The 22,363-nt window shown below is 52.4% G+C and carries 21 protein-coding genes and 6 tRNA genes; 16 read left to right on the forward strand and 11 right to left on the reverse strand.

Annotated features, from left to right (window positions below):
* Positions 1–17: 17 nt before the first annotated feature.
* The 10 genes from JYE50_RS04480 to JYE50_RS04525 all read left to right on the forward strand — a co-directional run bounded on the left by JYE50_RS04480 (position 18) and on the right by JYE50_RS04525 (position 8,434).
* On the forward strand, positions 18–1,037 hold the full coding sequence (locus JYE50_RS04480; RefSeq protein WP_084094681.1) for an alpha/beta fold hydrolase: 1,020 nt from the start codon (positions 18–20) through the stop codon (positions 1,035–1,037).
* Positions 1,034–1,390, forward strand: a complete 357-nt coding sequence (locus JYE50_RS04485; protein ID WP_084094682.1) for a hypothetical protein — start codon at positions 1,034–1,036, stop codon at positions 1,388–1,390. The genes JYE50_RS04480 and JYE50_RS04485 overlap by 4 nt, the downstream gene beginning before the upstream one ends.
* Positions 1,383–1,700 carry a DUF3450 family protein gene (locus JYE50_RS04490; RefSeq protein WP_084094683.1) on the forward strand — a complete coding sequence of 106 codons (318 nt, stop codon included), beginning with the start codon at positions 1,383–1,385 and terminating at the stop codon, positions 1,698–1,700. The genes JYE50_RS04485 and JYE50_RS04490 overlap by 8 nt, the downstream gene beginning before the upstream one ends.
* Before the next feature lie 165 nt (positions 1,701–1,865).
* Positions 1,866–1,939 (forward strand) — tRNA-Pro (locus tag JYE50_RS04495).
* Positions 1,940–2,088: 149 nt separating this feature from the next.
* Positions 2,089–2,580: an Lrp/AsnC family transcriptional regulator gene (locus JYE50_RS04500; RefSeq protein ID WP_084094684.1), complete on the forward strand. Its 492-nt coding sequence runs from the start codon at positions 2,089–2,091 to the stop codon at positions 2,578–2,580.
* Positions 2,577–3,758 carry an aminotransferase class I/II-fold pyridoxal phosphate-dependent enzyme gene (locus tag JYE50_RS04505; RefSeq protein WP_084094685.1) on the forward strand — a complete coding sequence of 394 codons (1,182 nt, stop codon included), beginning with the start codon at positions 2,577–2,579 and terminating at the stop codon, positions 3,756–3,758. The genes JYE50_RS04500 and JYE50_RS04505 overlap by 4 nt, the downstream gene beginning before the upstream one ends.
* A 22-nt stretch (positions 3,759–3,780) precedes the next feature.
* Complete coding sequence (locus tag JYE50_RS04510) at positions 3,781–4,923, forward strand: CapA family protein (RefSeq protein ID WP_084094686.1); 1,143 nt, start codon at positions 3,781–3,783, stop codon at positions 4,921–4,923.
* Between the two features lie 10 nt (positions 4,924–4,933).
* Complete coding sequence (aepY, locus tag JYE50_RS04515; protein ID WP_084094687.1) at positions 4,934–6,064, forward strand: phosphonopyruvate decarboxylase; 1,131 nt, start codon at positions 4,934–4,936, stop codon at positions 6,062–6,064.
* A gap of 114 nt (positions 6,065–6,178) precedes the next feature.
* A complete protein-coding gene (locus JYE50_RS04520; protein ID WP_084094688.1) occupies positions 6,179–6,706 on the forward strand; it encodes a hypothetical protein in 528 nt (175 codons plus the stop codon).
* Between the two features lie 51 nt (positions 6,707–6,757).
* Positions 6,758–8,434 (forward strand): phospho-sugar mutase, encoded by a 1,677-nt coding sequence (locus tag JYE50_RS04525; RefSeq protein WP_084094689.1) that lies wholly within the window; start codon positions 6,758–6,760, stop codon positions 8,432–8,434.
* Positions 8,435–8,458: 24 nt separating this feature from the next.
* Here the strand turns inward: JYE50_RS04525 and JYE50_RS04530 are convergent, their stop codons facing one another.
* From JYE50_RS04530 to JYE50_RS04555, 6 genes are all read right to left on the reverse strand, one after another.
* On the reverse strand, positions 8,459–8,749 hold the full coding sequence (locus tag JYE50_RS04530) for a zinc-ribbon domain containing protein (protein WP_084094690.1): 291 nt from the start codon (positions 8,747–8,749) through the stop codon (positions 8,459–8,461).
* 260 nt (positions 8,750–9,009) lie between these two features.
* Positions 9,010–9,081, reverse strand: a tRNA-Cys gene (locus tag JYE50_RS04535).
* A gap of 9 nt (positions 9,082–9,090) precedes the next feature.
* Positions 9,091–9,166 (reverse strand) — tRNA-Gly (locus JYE50_RS04540).
* Between the two features lie 8 nt (positions 9,167–9,174).
* Positions 9,175–9,247 (reverse strand) — tRNA-Phe (locus JYE50_RS04545).
* Between the two features lie 6 nt (positions 9,248–9,253).
* Positions 9,254–9,330 (reverse strand) — tRNA-Asp (locus tag JYE50_RS04550).
* Between the two features lie 7 nt (positions 9,331–9,337).
* Positions 9,338–9,413 (reverse strand) — tRNA-Val (locus JYE50_RS04555).
* Between the two features lie 311 nt (positions 9,414–9,724).
* Between JYE50_RS04555 and JYE50_RS04560 the strand changes: the two genes are divergently transcribed.
* The 6 genes from JYE50_RS04560 to JYE50_RS04585 all read left to right on the forward strand — a co-directional run bounded on the left by JYE50_RS04560 (position 9,725) and on the right by JYE50_RS04585 (position 15,255).
* Entirely contained in the window at positions 9,725–11,062 is a 1,338-nt protein-coding gene (locus tag JYE50_RS04560; RefSeq protein ID WP_084094691.1) for a uracil-xanthine permease family protein, read from the forward strand.
* Positions 11,063–11,126: 64 nt separating this feature from the next.
* A complete protein-coding gene (pyrR, locus tag JYE50_RS04565; RefSeq protein WP_084094692.1) occupies positions 11,127–11,663 on the forward strand; it encodes a bifunctional pyr operon transcriptional regulator/uracil phosphoribosyltransferase PyrR in 537 nt (178 codons plus the stop codon).
* Between the two features lie 200 nt (positions 11,664–11,863).
* Positions 11,864–12,118, forward strand: a complete 255-nt coding sequence (gene rpsO / locus JYE50_RS04570) for a 30S ribosomal protein S15 (RefSeq protein ID WP_084094693.1) — start codon at positions 11,864–11,866, stop codon at positions 12,116–12,118.
* Between the two features lie 182 nt (positions 12,119–12,300).
* Entirely contained in the window at positions 12,301–14,454 is a 2,154-nt protein-coding gene (locus JYE50_RS04575) for a polyribonucleotide nucleotidyltransferase (RefSeq protein WP_084094694.1), read from the forward strand.
* A gap of 61 nt (positions 14,455–14,515) precedes the next feature.
* The gene (ruvX, locus tag JYE50_RS04580; protein ID WP_084094695.1) at positions 14,516–14,941 is read left to right on the forward strand and encodes a Holliday junction resolvase RuvX; all 426 of its coding nucleotides are present in this window, start codon (positions 14,516–14,518) and stop codon (positions 14,939–14,941) included.
* Between the two features lie 2 nt (positions 14,942–14,943).
* Entirely contained in the window at positions 14,944–15,255 is a 312-nt protein-coding gene (locus JYE50_RS04585) for a DUF1292 domain-containing protein (protein WP_084094696.1), read from the forward strand.
* 102 nt (positions 15,256–15,357) lie between these two features.
* Here the strand turns inward: JYE50_RS04585 and JYE50_RS04590 are convergent, their stop codons facing one another.
* The 5 genes from JYE50_RS04590 to JYE50_RS04610 form a co-directional block, all read right to left on the reverse strand.
* Entirely contained in the window at positions 15,358–16,101 is a 744-nt protein-coding gene (locus JYE50_RS04590; RefSeq protein WP_084094697.1) for an amino acid ABC transporter ATP-binding protein, read from the reverse strand.
* Positions 16,102–16,114: 13 nt separating this feature from the next.
* A complete protein-coding gene (locus tag JYE50_RS04595; protein WP_084094698.1) occupies positions 16,115–16,912 on the reverse strand; it encodes an amino acid ABC transporter permease in 798 nt (265 codons plus the stop codon).
* Positions 16,913–16,937: 25 nt separating this feature from the next.
* On the reverse strand, positions 16,938–17,771 hold the full coding sequence (locus JYE50_RS04600) for a transporter substrate-binding domain-containing protein (protein WP_084094699.1): 834 nt from the start codon (positions 17,769–17,771) through the stop codon (positions 16,938–16,940).
* Between the two features lie 122 nt (positions 17,772–17,893).
* The gene (locus tag JYE50_RS04605) at positions 17,894–18,940 is read right to left on the reverse strand and encodes a lysylphosphatidylglycerol synthase transmembrane domain-containing protein (protein ID WP_084094700.1); all 1,047 of its coding nucleotides are present in this window, start codon (positions 18,938–18,940) and stop codon (positions 17,894–17,896) included.
* A gap of 42 nt (positions 18,941–18,982) precedes the next feature.
* Positions 18,983–22,363 carry a glycoside hydrolase family 2 TIM barrel-domain containing protein gene (locus JYE50_RS04610; protein WP_084094701.1) on the reverse strand — a complete coding sequence of 1,127 codons (3,381 nt, stop codon included), beginning with the start codon at positions 22,361–22,363 and terminating at the stop codon, positions 18,983–18,985.

Raw genomic sequence — 22,363 nt, forward strand, 5'->3', positions numbered from 1 at the left:
CCCGGGAGGTGATCAATATGGATACGCGGTTCAATGAGGATTACCTTGTACAGTCATCCTCATACAGTGATGTGATGGATCATACTGTCCTGCCCTGGCTGAAGGAACGGGCGGATGTCCGCCGGATCCCAGGTTATGACGGCCGCTCCCTGTACTGTGAAAGCTGGCAGGCCGACCGCCCGCTTGGAACCGTGCTTATAGTCCATGGCTTTACCGAGAACACCCTGAAGTATTCCGAACTGATATGGTCCCTCCTGCATCTCCGTTTTTCTGTCATTGCCTATGACCAGCGCGGTCACGGACGCTCCTGGCGTCCGGACGGGGTTCCTGATCCTTCCGTAACCCATGTGGATCATTTTTCCGATTATGTGAAGGATCTGCGGACTGTCTGTGATACATACAGTGAAATCATGCCGCGTCCCTGGTTTATCTTTGCCCATTCCATGGGCGGAGCTGTTGCGTCCCTCCTGCTGGAGCAGGAACCGGCTCTGTTCACTGCGGCGGTTCTTTCCTCTCCCATGATCGCGCCGTCCACCCGGGGCGTTCCCGTTTCGCTTGCGTCTGCCCTTTCGTTCCTGGCGGACAAGGCAGGCAGGGGAAAGAAAAAACCTTTCTTTATGAAACCTTATGCCGGACCGGAGGATTTCGAAACATCCTGTGCCACAGATCCGGAACGGTTTGCCTGGTATGACCGGATCAAAGCATCTGAACCCTTATTCCAAAATAGTGTGCCCTCTTACCGCTGGTCTCTGGAATCCCTTGGAGTCACCGGAAAGATCCTTGCGCCCGGACAGCCTGAAAAGATCACCTGTCCTGTCCTTCTGTTTTCGGCCGGTATTGATTTCAGCGTGCTTCCTGAACCGCAGGAACAGTTTATCAGCAGGATTCCCGACGGAAGTCTGATTCCGGTTCCTGAAGCCCGTCATGAAATATACCGTTCTGTCAACCATGTCCTTTTCCCCTGGTGGCATGAAGTGATCCTTTTCCTGAAGCAACATCTTCCTGATCATTTATCCGAAGGAGGCGTCCGTTCTTGAAAACAGGCAGATCATTTGCGGTTGTTTTTGCCGTCATCATGCTTCTTTTTGTATTGTTTGTCGCCTGGTACCTTCCTGCTGTCGGCCAGGTCCGTTTCCAGCTTGACGACGCAGGTAAAAGCCTGGAAACCAGCCGCGGGCGTGAACGCAAACAACAGCATGAATATGATGAGGTTGTTGCCGCCATTCCAGAAGTTCAGGCGGAACTGGACAATATCCTTCCCCTTTCCACCTCTGCCGCTGAAGAAGCGAAAAACCTGAAAGCGGAACGGAAACAGCTGCGTGAGAGAAAGAAGGAACTGGAAGCCGCTCAGAATACAGAAGCTGCGGAAGGAGATCAGTCCCATGAATAAGAAACTGTGTCTGATTCTTTGTTTTGTTCTCGCGTTTGCCCTTCTGGTAATGATCTTCTGTTCCGTAAATTATCTCAGTCTGAATAAACAGCTCATGAATATCCGTGACCAGGTTGCGGACAGCCAGAAAACATGGGAAGGAATTGCCGCTGAAAAAGAACTCCTCCAGCAGGACCTGAAAACGCTGAAGAATGAACTGAAGGAAGCAAATCTGTCCCTGACGGAATCTGAAGAAAGCGCTGAAAAACTCAAAGCGGATATTGAAACGCTTCAGAAGGAAATTGCGGAGCTGGAAAAATCGCGGCCCTGATGCCGTTTCAGTTTTCTTTACACATAAGGCTGCTTTCCCTGCCGGGAAATGCGGCTTTTTTCATCTCAAAGGAGAAAGAAAAACTATTGACATCAGCCGGCAGGCGTGATATATTATCTGACGTTGTCCGGTTCGGTTTGCTGCCGGCGGATGGCAAGAGGATATCTGGGTGTGGCGCAGTTTGGTAGCGTGCTTGAATGGGGTTCAAGAGGCCGGAGGTTCGAATCCTCTCACCCAGACTTTACAGCTTCCTGATTTTCAGGAAGCTGTTTTTTTGCTGCTTTAGCGCTTTCCCTGTGCTTTGCTCCTTCCCTTTGATTCTTGTCATCCATGTTCTTCTGTTGTAAAATATAATAGTTATAAGTTTTTTGAAAGGAAGATTCCCGATATGACGAAACTGGAAACATCCCTTCTGGAAATTCTCCGGGAAGACTGCCGTATCCCGCTTGAAAAACTGTCTGTTATGACCGGCGCTTCCCTTGAGGAAGTCGCACAGGCTGTTGATGATCTTGAAAAACGTAAAATCATCCTTCGTTACAGTCCCATGATCAACTGGGATAATACAGACCGTGAACGGGTGGAGGCCATGATCGAGGTCCGTGTTACGCCCCAGCGTGATATGGGTTTTGACGCCATCGCCCGCAGGATCTACCGCTTTGACGAGGTGAAAAGCGTATACCTCATGTCCGGTTCCTATGACCTGCTTGTGCTGGTGGAAGCCCGCACGCTGAAGGAACTGGCGGCTTTTGTCTCCGCCAAGCTGTCCCCGCTTGAAACAGTAACGGGTACGGCCACCAGTTTTGTCCTGAAAAGGTACAAAGAAGAGGGCGTCGTTTTCGAAACGGATGATGCTGATCACAGGCTGGTGATTTCTCCGTGAACTACAATCAGTATTTAAACAGCCGGATTGCTGCGGTACCGCCCAGCGGAATACGTCGTTTCTTTGATCTTGCCGCGTCCCGGAAAGACGCCATTTCATTGGGCGTGGGCGAGCCCGACTTTAAAACCCCTTATCAGTTTCGTGATGCCGCGATCAATTCCCTTATTGACGGTGAAACACAGTATACCGGCAATCGCGGTCTCATTGAGCTGCGCCAGGAAATCTCCCTCTATCTGTCGGGAAGATATAATATCACCTATCGTCCCGAAACAGAAATACTGGTTACGATCGGTGCTTCCGAAGCGATAGACCTTGCTTTGCGTGCCCTGATTTCAGATGGGGATGAAGTCCTGGTTCCTGATCCCAGCTATGTTTCCTATGCTCCCGGTGTTGTTTTTGCCGGTGGTGTTCCGGTTCCTGTTGAAACCAGGCAGGAAGACGATTTCAGGCTGAAGGCTGAAACGCTTGAAAAGAAAATTACCGATAAATCCAAGATTCTGATTCTTCCCTATCCCAACAACCCGACAGGCGCGATCATGGAAAAGGAAGATCTCGAAGCGATTGCCAAAGTTATTCGTAAACATGACCTGCTGGTAATCTCTGATGAAATCTATTCAGAGCTGGTATATGACAATCATGTCCATGTGGCTTTTGCGTCTATACAGGATATGTTTGAACGGACAATCACCATTAATGGTTTCAGTAAATCCTTCGCCATGACTGGATGGCGCGTCGGTTATGCCTGCGGCCCTGATGAGATCATTACCGTCATGAACAAAATTCATCAGTATGCCATTATGTGCGCACCGCGTATGGGACAGGTGGCCGCCACCGCGGCGCTGCGCATCGGCAGGGAAAACAATTATGAGTCCGTGCAGGTCATGCGTGAAAGCTATGACCGCCGGAGAAGACTGATGGTGGATGCTTTCCGCCAGATGGGTCTGGAATGCTTTGTACCCTATGGAGCTTTCTATGTATTCCCGTCCATTCAGCGTACCGGCATGACCAGTGAGGAATTCTGCTCCGCCCTGCTACAGGAAAAAAATGTGGCTGCGGTTCCCGGTAATGCTTTCGGGGCTTCCGGTGAAGGGCACATCCGTTGCTGTTACGCGACCGCTGTGGATAAGATCAATATTGCTTTGGAACGGATAGCGGACTTTATCTCCTCTTGTTCCTGATACTATTGGAGGATTATACCTGATGATGAAAAAACGTGTTCTTTCCCTTATTCTGGCTTTCCTGCTGCTGTTTCCGGCTTCGGCGCTGATGTCCGGAGAGGAGGATGATCTCAGCATTGAGGATATTATTGAAGTGGAAGATACAGATACCGTCTCGGATACGCCTGCGGCTGATGGCTCTGTGACCATTACAGTCACCTGTACCGGGGATCTGACCATTGGCGGGGATAACTTCCACAAAAAAGGTAAAAAGTTCTACGACATGCTCGATAAGAATAATAAGAACATCAGTTTTACCATGGCAAATGTCCGGGATATATTCCGCAAGGATGACCTGACGCTTGTCAATTTCGAAGGAACTTTTACTAACAGCAAATACGTTCCGGATAATAAAAAGGGCAACCAGTTCCTTTTCAATATTGATCCTGAATATGTTACCGTGCTCTCTGATAACAGCATAGAAGCCGTCAGCCTGGAGAATAACCATGTCATGGATCACGGTCAGGATGGATATGACGAAACAAAAGAAGTGATCCGGAACGCCGGCGTTGTCTATTCCAACTCTGAAGAGATCGGTGTTTTCAACGTCAAAGGCATCCAGATCGCCATGCTGAGCTATCTCTGTATTGACCGCTATGACAAGCCTGTCGGCGGGTATAATAATCTCTATGAGAAGGTAGCTGCTGATATCGCGGCCACAAAGGAAAAATATCCGATCGTGATCGTTTCCTTCCATTGGGGAATCGAAAAATATTACTATCCTACGGATAACCAAAAGAAAATGGGGCGTCTGGCCGTGGACAGCGGCGCGAACCTGGTCATCGGTCATCACTCCCATCGCATGAATCCCATTGAGGAATATAACGGGGTGTATATCTGTTATTCCCTGGGCAACTTCTGCTTCTCCGGCAACGATAAACCTTCCGACATGAATTCCTTTATCTTCCAGACCCGTTTCCGGATTGACAAGGAAGGCGATATCAGCAATACCGGTTTCCGGATCATTCCGATCCGGATCACCTCCATGAAGGATAAGAACGATTATACACCCACGCCGGTAACGGACGGAATGAAGATCGACGGGATCATCAACACGCTGAAGGATAACGGCCGTAAATACCTGGATTATCCTGTTTCTGAATACCCGCTCGACTGGAAAGACTGAGGGATCGAATATGCTGGCTTCTTTCCTGCTGGACACCTGTCTCAAAGCCGGTATAGACTTTTTCACCGGTGTACCGGATTCTCTTCTCAAGGGACTCTGCAATGAATTATATGCCCGTTACGGTACTGATACCGATACGCATGTTGTCGCTCATAACGAAGGCGGTGCCATTGCCCTTTGCGCCGGGCACTATCTGGCATCCGGCAGGCCGGGCCTGTGTTATATGCAGAACAGCGGCCTGGGTAATGCTGTCAATCCCCTCGCTTCGCTGATGGACCCGGATGTCTATGCCATGCCCTGCCTGCTGGTGATCGGCTGGCGCGGTGAACCAGGTGTGAAGGATGAGCCCCAGCATGTAAAACAGGGAAAAATTACCCTGGGCCAGCTGGATCTGCTGGATATCCCCTACAGGATCATTTCATCCGATACAACAGAAGAGTCTTTCCTGGCTGATTTTGAGGCCCTTATGGCCGAGATGAAACTTGGGAAAACCGCTGCCTTTGTTGTCAGGAAAGGCGCGCTGAAAGCATCTTCTTCCCCGTCCTACGGCAATCCGTATACCATGACCAGGGAAAACGCCGCCGCGGTTATTCTTGCCGCTTCTTCCCCTGATGATATCTTTGTTTCCACCACCGGAAAGCTGTCCCGGGAGGTCTTTGAGCTTCGTGAGGCCCGCGGTGAGGATCATTCCCGGGATTTCCTGACCGTTGGCTCCATGGGGCATGCCGGGATGATAGCCCTTCGGATTGCTTCTGAAAAAGTAAACCGCAGGGTCTGGTGCCTGGACGGTGACGGTGCCTGCCTGATGCACCTGGGCGCTCTGCCGGTGATCGCCAGGCGGCTTCCTTCCAACCTTGTGCATATTGTCATTAATAACGGTGCCCACGAGACCGTCGGCGGCATGCCGGTGTGCTGCGGATCCATGAATATTCCCGCGATTGCTTTCGCGGCGGGATATCCGGTTGTCCGGAGCGCTGACTCAGAAGAACAGCTGGGTTCTGTCCTCTCTGAATGTCTTTCTTCTGCTCAGGGGCCTGTGCTTATCGAAGTAAAATGCGCCTGCGCTTCCCGTGAGGATCTTGGCCGTCCCACCACAACGCCGATCCAGAACCGGGATGCTTTTATGGATAATATCAGATAAATGTTACAAAAATTTCATATTTTTGACCACAACATGTAGTGTAAACATGTTGACCTGAATCGTATATTTAGATATGATATACAGGAAAAAGATTCAGGATAGGGGGTATATGGAATGATTGCCGGTTATGGCAGCAAACCTGTTTTTCAGTACAAATTCCGCCCCCTGATGCAGGACCAGCGTGTGATGGACGGCGGTTTCTGTGTAATCCTCTATGAAAACCGTATCCTTTCCTTCAGCACCTATGATGTTCACGGACAGTTTATGGATGAGCTTTGTTTCTCCCTTCCCGTCCGTGTCATTCAGTGTTTCTACGGTCTCCTGCGGAACGCTGCCAGCTGGCTCGGGGATACGCCCTGTGACCTTCGCGGCGCCAGCGTGACGCCTTATGCCTCCTCCTTTGCCTTCGATGGCTATGAGCCCATCCGTGTCTGGGGCATCAACGATCTCCTTTGCCAGCCCGCCGGTTCCCAGGCCGGTTTCTTTACCCGTCACCTGTATGTTCTGTTTGAGGACGTGGCCAACCTCTTTGCTGAAAGCGGCGTACGGATGACACTGGACGGTTTTACCTGGGATACGGAAAAGATCAGGCCCTTCCGGAAAGGTCAGCTGTATTCCTCCGGAAGACAAAACGTTATCTGACATCACAGCGTGCCTGACGGCACGCTTTTTTGAAGGGATGAAACTCTGCGTATGATAAAAGAAAAATATGAATCCTGGCTCAATTGTCCCGCTATGCCCGCGGAACTGCTTGACCTGCTCCGAGATATGGATGAATCTTCCATGCGGGAATGCTTTTACCGGAACCTGGCCTTCGGAACAGGCGGCCTTCGCGGTGTTCTGGGAGCCGGCACCAACCGTATGAACCTTTTTACGGTGATGAAAGCCACCCGAGGCCTGGGTGCCTATCTGCTGGAGACCTTTGACAGGCCATCCTGTGCTGTCAGTTATGACAGCCGGATCCATTCAAAGGATTTTGCTGAACTTACGGCTGCCGTCCTGGCGGATATGGGCATCTCTGTCTGGCTTTATCCTGCGCTCATGCCCACCCCCATGCTCAGCTTCGCGGTGCGCCGCCTGTCCGCCTCTGCCGGCGTGATGGTTACCGCTTCCCATAATCCTGCCCGTTTCAACGGCTACAAGGTATACGGCGCTGATGGATGCCAGATCACACTGGAAGCCGCTGAAAAGATCCAGAAGAGTATTGACAGTCAGCTGGATCTGTCTGATACGCTCCCCTCTTTTTCCGGTTATCTTTCTTCCGGAAAAATCCGTTATATCACCGATGAGACTGTAGAAGACTACTACAGGGCCGTTTTAAGCCTGCGTGTAAAGGAATCTTCCTGTCCCCTTCATGTGGTTTACACGCCCCTGAACGGCGCCGGAAACGTGCCTGTACGCGAGATCCTGCGCCGCCTGGGTAATATCTGTGTGGACCTGGTCAGTGAGCAGGAACTTCCGGATGGTCATTTTCCCACCTGTCCCTACCCGAATCCTGAGATCCGGGAAGCAATGGAGCTGGCCATCCGTAAAACGCTTGAAACCGGCGCTGACCTCTGTTTTGCCACGGATCCGGACTGCGACCGCATGGGTGCCGGCGTCCGGACAGGCAGTGATGTAACGCTCATCTCCGGCAATGATATGGGAATCCTGATGCTGGATTATCTCTGCCGGAACAGACGGAATGATACCGCGCTTCCTCCTGTTGTGGTCAAAACCATCGTCACGACCGAAATGGCCGCAGCCCTCTGCCGTGAGTACGGACTGGAGCTACGCAATGTCCTGACCGGTTTCAAGTACATCGGGGAGCAGATCGGCCTGCTTGAAACCGCCGGTCAGCGGGATCGTTATCTTTTCGGTTTTGAGGAAAGCTACGGATACCTTTCCGGCACGGATGTGCGGGATAAGGACGCCGTCAACGCGGTGCTTCTCCTGTGTGATATGGCTGCCGATCTGAAGGAACAGGGAAAAACGCTCCTGGACCGCCTGCAGGAACTGCGGAAAGAGTACGGAATCTATGTTCAGCGCCTGCTGACTTATGAGTATGAAGGAGAACAGGGCGCGCTTCTCATGAACCGGATCATGTCCGAACTGCGTGCCCCTCTGGACAGTTTTGCGGATCCCCGATTCAAAAATGCTTCCCGTATTGATTACCTGAATGATGATACGGGTCTTCCGAAAAGCGATGTGCTTTCCTTTGAACTTTCTCCTTCTGACAAGGTGATCGTCCGGCCATCCGGAACTGAACCCAAACTGAAGGCTTACCTTTTCACAAACGCCGCCAGTGAGAATGCTGCTGAACACAACCTGGATCTTCTCCAGGAGATGATCGACAGGATAGCGGATACGAAAAAAAGGACTGCTGATTAAGCAGTCCTTTTTGTTTGTGTTCAATCAGAACCGGTTCTGACGCTGCGCTTCGAAGCAGTCGCGGCAGTACACGGGACGATCTCCGCGGGGCTGGAAGGGAACCTGAGTTTCGCATCCGCAGCCATCGCAGATCACGGTGAACATCTGCCGGGGAGCACCACCGTTGCCGTTCTGGGCACGACGGGCCGCGCGGCAGGCGGGGCAGCGGCTGGGCTCGTTCTGGAAGCCCTTCTGAGCAAAGAATTCCTGCTCACTGGCAGAGAAAACGAACTCATTGCCGCAGTCACGACAGGTCAAAGTCTTGTCTTCGTACATGGGAACATAACCTCCTAAAAATGTTGTTTACCCGCGCCATTGGTGATGAATCGTGCTGCATTCCAGACAATGGTTATGAGAAACAACCATAGAGGAAATGAACCGTAGTTACGACCAGGGGGGCTGGGTTTACTGTGTGAGTATATCATGTTGTTTTTGTTTTGTACAGTCATTTTTTTAGGAAAATGCAAACGTTAACACTTATCCTGCCAATATTTGGTAAAAAAGAAACACCGGAGCTTCTGCTCCGGTGACTGAAGAGGTGCCATCCAGATTCGAACTGGAGAATAAAGGTTTTGCAGACCTTCGCCTTACCACTTGGCTATGGCACCGTAAAAAAATGGAGCGGTAGACGGGACTCGGACCCGCGACATCCACCTTGGCAAGGTGGCACTCTACCAACTGAGCTACTACCGCATAAAATGTGCCTTGGGGCGGAATCGAACCACCGACACTGTGATTTTCAGTCACATGCTCTACCGACTGAGCTACCAAGGCTTATATTGGCGACCCGGAAGGGGCTCGAACCCTCGACCTCCAGCGTGACAGGCTGGCGCTCTAACCAACTGAGCTACCGGGCCGGATTGATGGTGGGAACAACAGGGCTCGAACCTGTGACCCTTTGCTTGTAAGGCAAATGCTCTCCCAGCTGAGCTATGCTCCCGACTGCTGTTACCGATGCGTTCCGGACCCGGCTTTCCGCAAGCGGCTTTTGTATATTATCTTATTCAAATTTGTTTGTCAAGCTCTTTTTTTCAGCTTTTGATTACGATTTAATTTATTCTTTTGTCATAATTGTGAAATGGTAAACCACAACATATTGTGGTATATTATGTCAGGTGGGTCTTTAAGACGGTACGGGATACCGACAAGATACGGCCGCTGATATAAGTAAGGATCGTAGCTTGCCAGTTTTCATGCCGGCAGGCTTTTTCTTTACAAGACCCTCCGATAAATGAGAAGGAGGTCATCCCTATGAATCTGGTCTACAAGGTAAATGACAAGCCCAAGTTCGGTCAGCTCATCGTTTTCGCGCTCCAGCAGCTGCTGGCGATCCTGGCCGCCACAATCGCCGTCCCGAGCATCGTCGGAAACGGCATGAGCCAGAGCGCTGCTCTCTTCGGCGCCGGCGTCGGCACAATCGTCTACCTGCTCTTCACCAAGTTTAAGAGCCCTGTATTCCTTGGTTCCAGCTTCGCTTTCCTCGGTTCCATGTTCGCAGCTTTCAGCGGTGCCGTTTCTGTCGCTGCCGGTTACGCCGGCCTGATCATCGGCGCCATCTTTGCCGGTCTCGTTTATGTTGTGATCGCGGTTATTGTCAAAGTGGCCGGTGTTAAATGGATCGCCAAGCTGATGCCTCCTGTTGTCATCGGACCGACCGTTGCCATCATCGGACTTTCCCTGGCCGGCAACGCCATCGGAAACTCCTTCGGTTTCGGCAGCCCCCAGTCTTCCTACACCATGTCCGGTGCGCTCTGGGTCAACCTGATCTGCGCGCTCGTTACCCTGCTTACCGTTATCTTCTTCTCCGTCAAGGGAAAGAAAATGCTGAAGCTCATCCCCTTCATCCTCGGTATCATCGCCGGATACATCGTTGCCCTCGTCTTCACGCTGATCGGCAATGCCAACGGCAATGAAGCCCTGAAGATCCTCGATTTCAGCGCCTTCAGCAATATGAAGTGGGTGCCCGAGTTCACCTTCATCAAGGCCTTTGAGGGCCTGAGCGCCATCGACGGCAAATATATCGCCACCATCGCGGTTGCCTATATTCCTGTTGCTTTCGTGGTTTTCGCCGAGCATATCGCCGACCACAAGAACCTGTCCTCCATCATTGACCAGGATCTCCTCGAGGAGCCCGGTCTGCACCGCACCCTGCTGGGCGATGGTATCGGATCCATGGCCGGTGCTTTCTTCGGCGGCTGCCCCAACACCACCTACGGTGAATCCGTCGGCTGCGTGGCCATCACCGGCAATGCTTCCGTGATCACCATCCTGACCACCGCGATCCTGGCCATCGCCGCCAGCTTCTGCGCTCCCTTCGTCACCTTCCTGAGCACGATCCCCACCTGCGTCATGGGCGGCGTCTGCATCACCCTGTACGGCTTCATCGCTGTTTCCGGTCTGAAGATGCTCCAGCCTGTTGACCTGAACGATAACCGGAACCTGTTCACCGCTTCCGTTATCCTGATTGCCGGTATCGGCGGTATGACCATGAACATCGGTTCTGTTACCCTGACTGAAGTTGCCTGCGCCCTGATCCTCGGCGTGATCGTGAACGTCCTGTTCAACCGTCCCGCGAAGAATGATCAGTAACTGCCTTCAAATCAGATGAAAGGTACGGCGGGGTACTGAACTGTACCCCGCCTTTTTCACACATATGGAACTGAAATCAATCATTATGGATGAAGCGGCTGTCGTACGCAGCATGAAACGCATCACCCATGAGATCATCGAAAAGAATAACGGTGCTTCGGATATCATCCTGCTGGGCATCCATCGCAGAGGAATGCCCCTGGCTGCCATGCTGCGGGATAACATCCGCAGTTTTGAAGGCACGGAAGTTCCCCTGGGCAGTATCGATATCTCCCTGTACAGGGATGATCTTACCGAGGTCAGCGATCTTCCTGAAGCCGGGGCCACGTCTGTTCCCTGTGATATTTCAGGGAAGAAGGTCATCCTGGTGGATGATGTGATCTACACCGGCCGGACAGTCCGTGCGGCGATTGAGGCTGTTTTCCATTACGGCCGTCCCCGTTCCATACAGCTTGCTGTCCTGATCGACCGCGGCCACCGGGAACTGCCTATCCGTCCTGACTATGTCGGAAAGAACATCCCTACCAGCCACAGCGAGGTGGTTTCGGTTATGGTGGATGAATTTGACGGCAAAACCGGTGTCGCTTTGTATCAGTTATGACATCCCCGGCCCTGTTTGTTGAAAAATATGAGTTTTTCGTCTGTAAACAGTTTACAAATCCCCGGTTTTTTGTTATGATATCCGTTGTTCGTAAATGAACCGTCTGCTCAGATGATCGAAGCTCCAACGATAATCCGGGTTCACGGCAATTGGCGGACAGGAAATACCGGACTTTCCGGTCAGATAAGGAGGATAAACCCATGAACAAATCCGAGATCATTGCCGCTTATGCGCAGCATGAAGGCGACACCGGTTCTCCCGAAGTGCAGATCGCTCTGCTGACAGAGCGCATCAACCACCTGAACGAGCACCTGAAGCTGAACAAGAATGACCATCATTCCAACCGTGGTCTTCTGCTGATGGTCGGCCGCCGCCGCAACATGCTCGAGTACCTCAAGAAAACGGACATCGAACGCTATCGTACCCTGATCTCCAGGCTGAACCTGCGTAAGTAATTACCGTTTCCCGGTACACCAAGTCGCTTTTTAAAGCCGCCGGAAGATAAACTCTCCGGCGGCTTTAAAAGATATCCCGGAACGCGGAGTTTCGTATGTTATCCCTTGAAAATCCCCGGTGGGGTTTTCATATGATAGCATACGGCGCTCCGGAGAAAAGAATAACAAAAGGAGTGAAACGTATGGAATCCAAAAAGTACACAATGGATTTTGCCGGACGTCCCCTGACGCTGGAGTTCGGCCGGTACTGCGAACAGGCCAACGGTTCTGTCTGGGTTCACCTGGGCGACACTGTTGTCATGGTGAACGCGACCATGGCCCCCGCCCCGCGTGAAGGCGTGGACTTCTTCCCTCTCGCTGTTGATGTGGAAGAGAAGCAGTATTCCGTCGGCAAGATCCCCGGCGGCTTCATCAAGCGTGAAGGCCGTCCTTCTGAAAAGGCTACTCTTACCTGCCGTCTGATCGACCGTCCCCTGCGCCCGCTGTTTGAAAAAGGCATGCGGAATGACGTTCAGGTGGTCGTGACCATCCTTTCCGTGGAGCAGGATGTCCCGCCGGAAATCCCCGCCATGATCGGTTCTTCCGTTGCCCTGGCTGTCAGCGATATTCCGTGGAACGGACCCACCGGTGCTGTTCTGGTCGGCCGTGTCAACGGTCAGTTCGTCATCTGCCCCGATGAAGCCCAGCGCGCCGAAAGCGACCTGAGCCTCTACGTGGCCGGTACCGAAGAAGCCATCATGATGGTGGAAGCCGGCGCTAAGGAGCTTTCCGAAGAAACCATGCTGGACGCGATCCTCTTCGGTCATGAGGAGATCAAAAAGCTGGTTGCCTTCCAGAAGCAGATCGTTGCCGAAATCGGCAAGGAAAAGCAGGTTGTTCCGCTGATCACCACCGGTGATGATATCAAAGCCGCCGTTCGTGAGTTCGCGTACGACAAGTGCGTCTGGACCTTTGATACCTTCGATCGGTCCGAACGCCAGCAGCGTGAAGCCCAGACCAAGGAAGAAACCCTCGCCGCTCTGGCGGAGCGTTTCCCCGAGCGCGAAAGCGAGATCGAGGATGCCCTGTATTACCTTAACAAAGAGGTTATGCGCGCGAAGATCCTGAATGAGGGAATTCGTCCTGACGGCCGTAAAGTGACCGAGATCCGTCCCATCTGGTGCGATGTCGGCGTGCTTCCCCGCACCCACGGCAGCGCCATCTTCACCCGCGGCCAGACCCAGGCCCTGACTGTGACCACCCTGGGCACCGTAAGCGAAGGCCAGACCCTTGACGGCCTCAGCAATGAAGACTTCAAGCGCTATATCCACCACTACAACATGCCGCCGTATGCCACCGGTGAAGCCGGCCGCCTCAAGAGCCCCGGCCGCCGCGAGATCGGCCACGGCGCTCTGGCGGAGCGTGCGCTGCTCCCCGTGATCCCCAGTGAGGAAGAGTTCCCCTACGCGCTGCGTCTGGTCAGTGAGATCCTTTCCTCCAACGGTTCCTCCTCCATGGCTTCTGTCTGCGGCTCCACGCTGAGCCTGATGGATGCCGGTGTTCCGATCCATGCTCCTGTTGCCGGTGTGGCCATGGGCCTGATCACCGACAAGGAATCCGGCAAACTGGCTGTCCTGACCGACATCCAGGGTCTGGAAGACTTCCTCGGCGATATGGACTTCAAAGTCGCCGGTTCCATGAACGGTATCACCGCTCTGCAGATGGATATCAAGATTGCCGGTATCAACCGCGCCATCCTGCAGCAGGCCCTGCGCCAGGCTCTGGAAGGCCGCCTGCACATCCTGAAGATCATGCTGGATACCCTTGGACAGCCCAGGGCTGAACTGAGCCCCTATGCTCCCAAGATCATCCGCTTCACCATCAATCCCGAAAAGATCCGCGAAGTCATCGGACCCGGCGGAAAGATGATCAACAAGATCATTGCCGAAACCGGCGTGAAGATCGACATCGAGGATGACGGCAGCGTCTTCATCTCCACCCCCGACCAGCAGGCTGCTGACAAGGCCCGCCACATCATCGAGGGTATCGCCAAGGATATCGAAGTCGGCGATGTTTACACCGGTAAGGTTGTCCGCATCATGAACTTCGGTGCCTTTGTGGAACTCGCTCCCGGCAAGGATGGCATGATCCACATCTCCAAGCTGGACAACAAGCGTGTGGAGAAGGTTGAGGATGTCGTCAATATCGGTGACGAACTCGAAGTCAAGGTCAATGAGATCGACGCTCAGGGCCGCATCAATCTGATCAGGAATGATATTGAATATACTTCCGGAACAGATTTCTCCCGTCATGACGGGAACCGCCGTCCTCCCCGCCGTTCCAGCAATCACGACTGATAACAGCTGTGCCTCCGGTTCGGTATGATGCCGCCGGAGGCACGCTTCTTTTTCACGGAATATGAATGAGAGAATTGTCTGCCTGGATATCGGCGATGTTCGGATCGGCGTTGCGGTATCCGATCCGACAGGAACAATCGCCAGTCCTGTCGAAGTTATACAGCGTGTTGGATGGGGACCGGATACCAAAAAGATCCTTTCCATTTGCCAGCGCTACGATACCAACCGTATCCTGTCGGGGCTCCCGCTGAATATGGATGGTTCTGAAGGATTCCAGGCGCAGAAAGTCAGGGATTTCTGCCGCCAGCTTGAAAAAGCCGGTCTGCAGGTAGTTTTCCAGGACGAGCGCCTTTCCACCGTTTCAGCGGAGGACGCGCTCATCGAAGGCGGTGTTTCCCGAGCGGGCCGCAAACAGAAGGTGGATATGATCGCTGCTTCGGTCATTCTCCGGCAGTGGCTGGAAGAACATAAAAACAAGGAGGCATAATCATGAGTGATGAAATGATCAATAATCCTGAAGGTTTTGATCCGGAAGAAGATCCCAATGCCCTTACGGAAGGCGATATCATCGAGATGGTCGGCGAAGACGGGGAAACCGTTTCCTTCATCTTTGTGGACGCGCTGGAGTATGAAGGCGATGTCTATCTGGCCCTGGCTGAGCCGGAAGAGGACGATGCTGTCTTTTTCCTGAAGATCGAACAGGATGAGGATGGCAACGACGTTTACAACGCGCCTGATGAAGAGCTTGAGGATATTCTTTTCCAGCGCTTTACCGAAATGCGCGGCAAGGAAGAAGAATAATCCTGCCTTTGTGAACAAAAGGGACGATCCTTTTCGTTCCCTTTTCCCGCAAAAAGAGGGAGCCGTTTATAGGCTCCCCTTTTCATTTTCCTGTAAAGAATGTCAGCTGTTGAGGATTCGTTTCAGGAATTCCCTGGTCTTTACATTCTCCGGATTCGTAAAGATCTTGGAAGGCTCCCCTTCCTCCTCGATCACCCCGTCAGCCATGTATACCACATGGGTGCTGACGTCCCGGGCAAAAGACATCTCATGAGTCACAACCAGCATGGTCATCCTGTCCTTCGTTGCCAGGTTCTTCATGACCTCCAGCACCTCGCCCACCATTTCCGGGTCCAGGGCGGATGTGGGTTCGTCAAACAGGAGTACCTCCGGTTCCATGGCCAGCGCCCTGGCGATGGCAACGCGCTGTTTCTGTCCGCCTGAGATCTGGTCCGGCCGGGCGTTGATATAGGGAGCCATACCTACCTTATTCAGGTAATAGATAGCCTTTTTCCGAGCTTCATCCTTTTTGGTCTTCAGTACCTTTTGCTGGCCGATCATGCAGTTTTCCAGCACTGTCAGGTTATTGAAAAGGTTGAAGTTCTGGAAAACCATGCCGACTTTGGCACGGTAATCGGAGGAGTTGAAACCGCCTTTTGTGATATCCGTGCCGTGGAACAGGATTTCCCCGGCAGTCAGCGTCTCCAGCAGGTTGATACAGCGCAGCAGTGTGGATTTTCCGCTTCCGCTGGCTCCGATAATGGTTGTTACGTCACCCTTGTCCACGGTAAAGTCGATATCCTTCAGCACGGCGTTTGTTCCGAAGGCCTTGGAGAGGTGGCGGATCTCAAGAATATGTTCTTTCATCTTTCCTCTCCTTTTACACTTTGCCTTTTTCCGTGTCTTCCGGATAGCTGTAGGTGCCGGCGGTCATCACCAGCTGGTCTGTGTTTACCAGTTCATAATTGGATTTTCCCGCCAGTTTCTTTTCCAGTCTTCTCAGCAGGAAGGAAGCAAGCAGCGTCAGGCACAGGTATCCGCTCATCTCCATAAATGCGGACGGGAAATACTTGAAAACAGCTCCGGAAACCATCTTATGTACCGCGAAGAAGTCCTGGAAACCGATGATGAACATCACGGAAGTATCCTTCACGTTGATAATGTAGTTATTTCCGATCTGCGGCAGGATATTCCTCAGCGTCTGCGGCAGGACAACATACAGCATCGTCTGCCAGTGGTTCATGCCGATCGCTTTGGCCCCTTCAAACTGTCCTTTGTCGATACTCATGATTCCGCCGCGGACGGATTCAGCCATGTACGCACCGGTATTGATCGACACAACGAGGATACTGACCACCCATATATCCGTAAAATTGATTTTAAAGAAATATGGAAGACCGTAATAGATAAATACTGCCTGGAGGATCATGGGCGTACCGCGGAAGATTTCCACATACGCCCGGATGATGATCCTCACCAGTTTCAGGATAAATCTTTTAACGATAAAGTCATTGGGTCCGTATGGAATTGTCTGCAGGATACCGCAGAAAAAACCGATGATGCAGCCGATCAGTGTGGCTGTGGTAGCCAGGATCAGCGTGTTCGCGATACCGTCCAGGTATACTGAACCGTATTTGGTCCAAATGCTGCCTATATCGGTTAACAGATTGCCAGACATATTCTTACTTCCTTGCTGCAGGCTTTTATTCGCTCAGGGGCTGGATTTTAATGGCTTCTTCCATCAGGGCATTGAAATCATCAGCGGTCTTGTCCTTCAGGTAAGCGTCAATGGCGTCCTTCAGTGCGGTGTTGCCTTTGCGGACAGACACGCCGATGTTGATCTCTTCTTCGGAAACTTCGAAATCATTGCCGCTTCCGGCGAAATCCAGCAGGACCAGGTCCGGATAAGCGATCAGGGCACCCTGGGCTGTGGGCATGTCTGTGCAGACGAAATCCACAGTGCCGGAGGCAACAGCCATCAGCATGGCAGGAGCGGATTCGGCAGGCATTCCGATCTTCGCGTCCGGAATTTGGGGCAGGCATACGTCATACCAGATTGTTCCGCTCTGGCTGGTGCAGGTGCCGCCGGCCAGGTCATTGATGCCCTTGGCATTGGCAAACTGGCTGTCCTTCGTGGTAAGACATACGATAGTGGCATAGAGATACGGTCCGGCGAAATCGACGGATTCCATTCGTTCAGAGGTCATGCTCTGGCCGGCAATGACGGCGTCACAGATACCGGACTGCACAGCGGGGATCAGGGAATCCCAGTCCAGCTGCATCACTTCAAGCTGCCAGCCGTTGGCTTCACAGATAGCCTTGGCGGTCATAACGTCATAGCCGTTGGCGTACAGGCTGGTTCCCTTGATCGGCACAGCGCCGTTTGAATCATCCGGCTGGGCCCAGTTATAAGGTGCGTAGGCGCATTCCATAGCGACTGTCAGCACGCCGTCTTCCACGCCGGTTTCTTCAGCGCTGACGACGGTACAGGTGAACAAAAACACCAGGGACAACAGGACCATGATACACTTTTTCATTTTACTGCCTCCGTTATGGATCCTCCCTTCCGGAGAATCCTGTTTGATATCTTATTGTATAAACAAAAAAGTCCGTACACAAGTTTTTTTGCTGTACGGAACAAATGGAAACAATATGGGTTTTATGCTTTTGGAGCTGCCCTCTTTTTGGCTTCCCGCCTCAGGATAAGCTTCTCCAACAGGATGGTGAAAACGCCGACGACCAGGTACAGGTAGAAGGTGAAGAACCGCCAGATCAGCAGGGCAAGTCCGATGGTACCGTCCTTGAAGATATCCCGGAAATAAAGCAGGAATCCGCCTTCCTGGGCTCCGCTCGCCCCCGGAAGGGGTGTATAGCTGGCGCTGACAAACAGCAGGCAGCTGATGGTCAGCACCTGGTACCATGGTGTACCGGACTGTCCGAAAGCGTAGTACACAAATATGGGTGTTCCGAAAAGTGCCAGCAGCCCAATGGTGGAGCAGGCAAACTGAAGCAGGATCTGCCCGGGGGAATGCATCAGGTCCAGCAGGGCCGTATGATAGGTATCCAGCACTTCCGTAACCTTGGATATAGCGGCTTCCTTGTTCCGGACAACATGGATCTTGTCCAGCAGATTGATCAGCATTTCAGCAAACCGCTGAACCCAGTTTCTCTTGAAAGCAGCCAGCAGCACCAGCGGAACCGCGGCAAAATTGATCATCCATCCGATCCGGACCAGCCAGATGGCTCCCGCAAGCTGCTGGTGAACAAAGTCACGGTTCAGGAAATACAGTACAAGGGCAATCACAGACGTCATGGTCTGGTTTGTGATAAAGCGGATGGTCACTGCCATGGTACCGTAACCGACGGGTATTCCGGCTTTCCGCATGGAATTGACCTGCATCGGCTGTCCGCCGGCCGAGCTGGGAGTAATGTTGCAATAATAGAAACCGATCAGGGCAACGTTAACAGCCCGGCCGATACTGATTTTGAATCCCTGCCCCCGCAGGTAGAACCAGTAGTTCATACCGTCGCATACGGTATATACCAGCCAGCAGGCAAAAATGCACAGCAGCCAGACAATATTCATTTGTTTGATCGCGTCAAAGGCGTTGGTAAGATCCTGATTGCTGAACGCGATGAAAAAAACAGCGGTGATGGAGAGAGCGATAAACAGAAAACTCAGCAATTTCTTGAGTCCTGAACTCATGGTCTGCTCCTTTCACCGTTTATTGGGACACGCTAACTTATATCATAACTTATTCTTTGCTGTCTGTCCAGTGATCCTCCTGTAAAAACGGAAAGCATGAAAATCAAAATCGCTGCCCGGAAGGAAGACAAAGGATACGCTGCATATTCCCTGCGGTACGGTAACAGTAAAACACTGGATTGCTTCACCCTCACGGGTAAATTCAGCTATGGAGGAAGTCTCCTCACCAGCTTCATTTTTGACACGTATACAGATCGTGTTCACAGCGTGTCCTGTCCGTCCGTTGATTTCCAGGATTGGTTTTCTCTCGCCGTCAAAATCCATATTGTTCCACGTCAGTGTAACATTGTTGCCGATTCCTGTGATCCTGTCCCCGTTCCTTTCATATTGGTCTCCGTAGATCAGGTCCGCGCTTCCGGCCTCATGGCAAAGATAACTCTTCAGCTGTTTTTCAAAGACAAAGCCTTTCATATGAACTTTATCCCGCATCCGGAAGCGCAGGGTCAGGAGCCCTTTCAGCCGCTTCTCCAGTTTCCAGGTTTCAGGCTGGTACACATTCCATATGCTGGGTTTCTGATACCTGAGGACCTGCCTGAGTACAACTGTTCCGTCCGGGGCAGCAGCTGTCAGCTCGATATCATATGGTTCTCCGTTCAGTGCAAAGATATCCGCGGTAAGCGTATCTGTTCCGGTATCTCCGAAATCAATCCGGCTGAAGCCGGCCATGCTTTCCCCGTCCCGGGAAAAAGCGATTCCCTTTTCATTACCTGTCCCGATATCGCCTTCATGAATATCATACAGACCAGCTGACAGATAGCTGTAAGGATCCATTGCCGGGCTGCCCATGCCTGTCGCGCTGATTTCGATCTGGCTGATGAAATCGCATCTTTCATCTTCTCCGCATAACCCGCGCAGGTAATAAGCGCCATCAGCGTAAGCTTTTACCGTAACCTTCTCGCCTCGTTGTTCAGCAGTTGCGTAAGGTGTTTCGATCCCGGCAGCATTGGTCACCTGCCACCGGATGAAGGCGTCCGCATCCGGTGGATATACAGAATACCGGAAGGAGCATTCGGAATGTTCCCATGTCAGTTCCGTGCTTTCACACGCAACGATCTCCAGCTTTCGCGGCGGCGTTGTTTCCGGCAAGGGAGAATCGAAAGCTTTCTGTATATGAGAGACACCGTGGACCGGTTCTGCTTTCAGAACGGGAATGACCAGGCTTGTATCCCTGCCGTCTTTCGTCCTGATCCGGACTGTTGTGTCCTCATGGCTGCCGTTTGATCTTATGATCAGCAGCAGCTTGCCGGAAAACAGCCTCCTGCAGTCAGCCCGGAAACTGTCCTCATCTGTTGAGTCACCGTTATCTGTTCCGATCAGGCAGCCGCCGCCGGAAACGCTGATTTTCACATAATCCCTCGCGTTTTCCACCGGATGTCCGTTCCTGTCCAGCGCCTCAACAGACACAAAAGCAAGATCCTGTCCGTCTGAAAGCAGGAATTCATCCTCGCACCGCAGGGAGAAATAATCGGTATTGCCGGGGGTATACCGGCAGTTTTCGCAGAGAAGGTTTCCGTTCCTGTCATATCCCCTGGCTGTCAGTACGCCGGGAACATACTTTATAGTCCAGACCGGCAGGCATTTCTTCGGATCACTGAAATCGGGGCGTTTTCTGCCAAGGGATACTCCGTTCAGCAGCAGTTCAGCCTCCCGGCAGTTTGTCATCACAGGAATATCGATCCGCTGTCCCGGATTCCAGTCCCAGGAGACTCCGATATGGATCATCTTTTCGTTTTGCCAGAAACTCCTGAAAAGATAATAGGCATCCTTGGGATAACAGGCGGTATCCGCCTGTCCGAAATAGCAGCATCTTGTTGTATACGGCGTAGGCTCGCCGATATAGTCAATGCCGCTCCAGATAAACTGTCCAAGGCTGAACGGATGGTGCAGGTCATCAATGATGATCTTCGTCAGGCTTTCGGCGCCCCAGCTGGTATTGCTGTTGCCCAGCGCCGAGCACTGCCTGTCGTTTTCGCTGAGGATGCTCTGGGTGACTGGAAAATGATAGATCCCCCTGCTGGACAGCACGCTGCCTGTTTCACTGCCGTAGATAATCCAGCCGGGATGCTTACGGTGATGCTCGCTGTACAGCTTCTCTCCATAGTTGTATCCAACAACATCCACGTATTCCGCGCACCGCTGCCCGCCTTCCCATTGCATATAGTTGCATCCGAAGGTTACCGGGGCATGTCTGTCCGGATCATGCAGCCGGACAAGTCGGGCCAGCTCTTTGGTGACTTCAGTGCCCCGCGTGTCTGCATGCATGTCGTGTATCTCGTTGCCGATGGACCACAGGATCACGCTGGGATGGCATCTGTCCCTGCGGATCCAGGAAGCAACGTCCCTTTCATGCCACTCCATGAAAAAGCGGGCATAGTCGTATTCCGTCTTCGGCTCTTCCCACATATCAAATGCTTCGTCTGCCACCAGGATACCCATTTCATCGCAAAGGTCCAGGAAAGCCGATGCAGGCGGATTATGGCTAGTCCGCACAGCATTTGCGCCCATGTTTTTCATCAGCTGAAGCTGCCGTCTTGCCGCTTTCCTGTGGAACGCGGCGCCGAGCGCCCCGAGGTCATGATGGAGGCATACGCCTTTGATTTTGACAGGCTTTCCGTTCAGCAGCAGCCCTTTATCAGCAGACGCAGAAACAGACCGAAGTCCAATTCTTCTGGAAAGGCATTGTCCTGCATAGCAGACCGACAGTGCATAAAGATAAGGGTCTTCCGGAGACCACAGACGGGCATCACGTATCTTCATTGTACAGTTGATCTTATGCCCGCTGCTTGTACCGAAAGCTTCCGTTATTGTTTTCCCTTCCCGATCCCGCAGCGTACAGGTAAAAGGAATCCCGTCGCTGCCTGATGTTTCGGCAGTGATCAGGAGATTCCAGGGTTCCCCTGCCTCCTGAACAAGATAGAGACCGTCAGGAACAAGATGATCTTCCGGAAGGATGTCCAGATAAACATCCCTGTATATACCGCTGCCCGAATACCATCTGGTATTCGGGCTCCTGTGCCTGATATGGACTTCCAGCAGATTTCTGCCCGGCCGGGTTTTCCCGGTCAGGTCGGCGTCAAATGCTGTATATCCGTATGCGTGTGTGCAGACAGTTTCCCCGTTCAGCAGAACGTCGCAGTCCATATAAACACCGTCAAAACGGACGATCACCACAGGGTCATGATGCTCGGGCAGGTCAATGATTCTGCGATACCATGCATCAGCGGATTCATACAGATCTTTCTGGCCGATCAGCCAGTCATGCGGCAGATCCACAGGTGTATAGGAAGCTTTTTCCGCGTCATTCCGTGTGCTGCCGCAGGGCAGTTTGGCAAAAAACCATCCGTCGTTGATCAGTGTATGCAT

It is taken from the genome of Aristaeella lactis, assembly GCF_018118585.1.
Taxonomy (GTDB): domain Bacteria; phylum Bacillota; class Clostridia; order Christensenellales; family Aristaeellaceae; genus Aristaeella; species Aristaeella lactis.

Bases quoted from the DNA above. Each gene is read 5' to 3' on its own strand.
- JYE50_RS04610 (WP_084094701.1), bottom strand. From the start codon at position 22,363: ATGCATACACTGATCAACGACGGATGGTTTTTTGCCAAACTGCCCTGC.
- rpsO (WP_084094693.1), top strand. From the start codon at position 11,864: ATGAACAAATCCGAGATCATTGCCGCTTATGCGCAGCATGAAGGCGAC.
- JYE50_RS04530 (WP_084094690.1), bottom strand. From the start codon at position 8,749: ATGTACGAAGACAAGACTTTGACCTGTCGTGACTGCGGCAATGAGTTC.
- JYE50_RS04490 (WP_084094683.1), top strand. From the start codon at position 1,383: ATGAATAAGAAACTGTGTCTGATTCTTTGTTTTGTTCTCGCGTTTGCC.
- JYE50_RS04500 (WP_084094684.1), top strand. From the start codon at position 2,089: ATGACGAAACTGGAAACATCCCTTCTGGAAATTCTCCGGGAAGACTGC.
- JYE50_RS04520 (WP_084094688.1), top strand. From the start codon at position 6,179: ATGATTGCCGGTTATGGCAGCAAACCTGTTTTTCAGTACAAATTCCGC.
- JYE50_RS04585 (WP_084094696.1), top strand. From the start codon at position 14,944: ATGAGTGATGAAATGATCAATAATCCTGAAGGTTTTGATCCGGAAGAA.
- ruvX (WP_084094695.1), top strand. From the start codon at position 14,516: ATGAATGAGAGAATTGTCTGCCTGGATATCGGCGATGTTCGGATCGGC.
- JYE50_RS04590 (WP_084094697.1), bottom strand. From the start codon at position 16,101: ATGAAAGAACATATTCTTGAGATCCGCCACCTCTCCAAGGCCTTCGGA.
- JYE50_RS04595 (WP_084094698.1), bottom strand. From the start codon at position 16,912: ATGTCTGGCAATCTGTTAACCGATATAGGCAGCATTTGGACCAAATAC.
- pyrR (WP_084094692.1), top strand. From the start codon at position 11,127: ATGGAACTGAAATCAATCATTATGGATGAAGCGGCTGTCGTACGCAGC.
- aepY (WP_084094687.1), top strand. From the start codon at position 4,934: ATGCTGGCTTCTTTCCTGCTGGACACCTGTCTCAAAGCCGGTATAGAC.
- JYE50_RS04480 (WP_084094681.1), top strand. From the start codon at position 18: ATGGATACGCGGTTCAATGAGGATTACCTTGTACAGTCATCCTCATAC.
- JYE50_RS04605 (WP_084094700.1), bottom strand. From the start codon at position 18,940: ATGAGTTCAGGACTCAAGAAATTGCTGAGTTTTCTGTTTATCGCTCTC.
- JYE50_RS04525 (WP_084094689.1), top strand. From the start codon at position 6,758: ATGATAAAAGAAAAATATGAATCCTGGCTCAATTGTCCCGCTATGCCC.
- JYE50_RS04560 (WP_084094691.1), top strand. From the start codon at position 9,725: ATGAATCTGGTCTACAAGGTAAATGACAAGCCCAAGTTCGGTCAGCTC.
- JYE50_RS04600 (WP_084094699.1), bottom strand. From the start codon at position 17,771: ATGAAAAAGTGTATCATGGTCCTGTTGTCCCTGGTGTTTTTGTTCACC.
- JYE50_RS04575 (WP_084094694.1), top strand. From the start codon at position 12,301: ATGGAATCCAAAAAGTACACAATGGATTTTGCCGGACGTCCCCTGACG.
- JYE50_RS04510 (WP_084094686.1), top strand. From the start codon at position 3,781: ATGATGAAAAAACGTGTTCTTTCCCTTATTCTGGCTTTCCTGCTGCTG.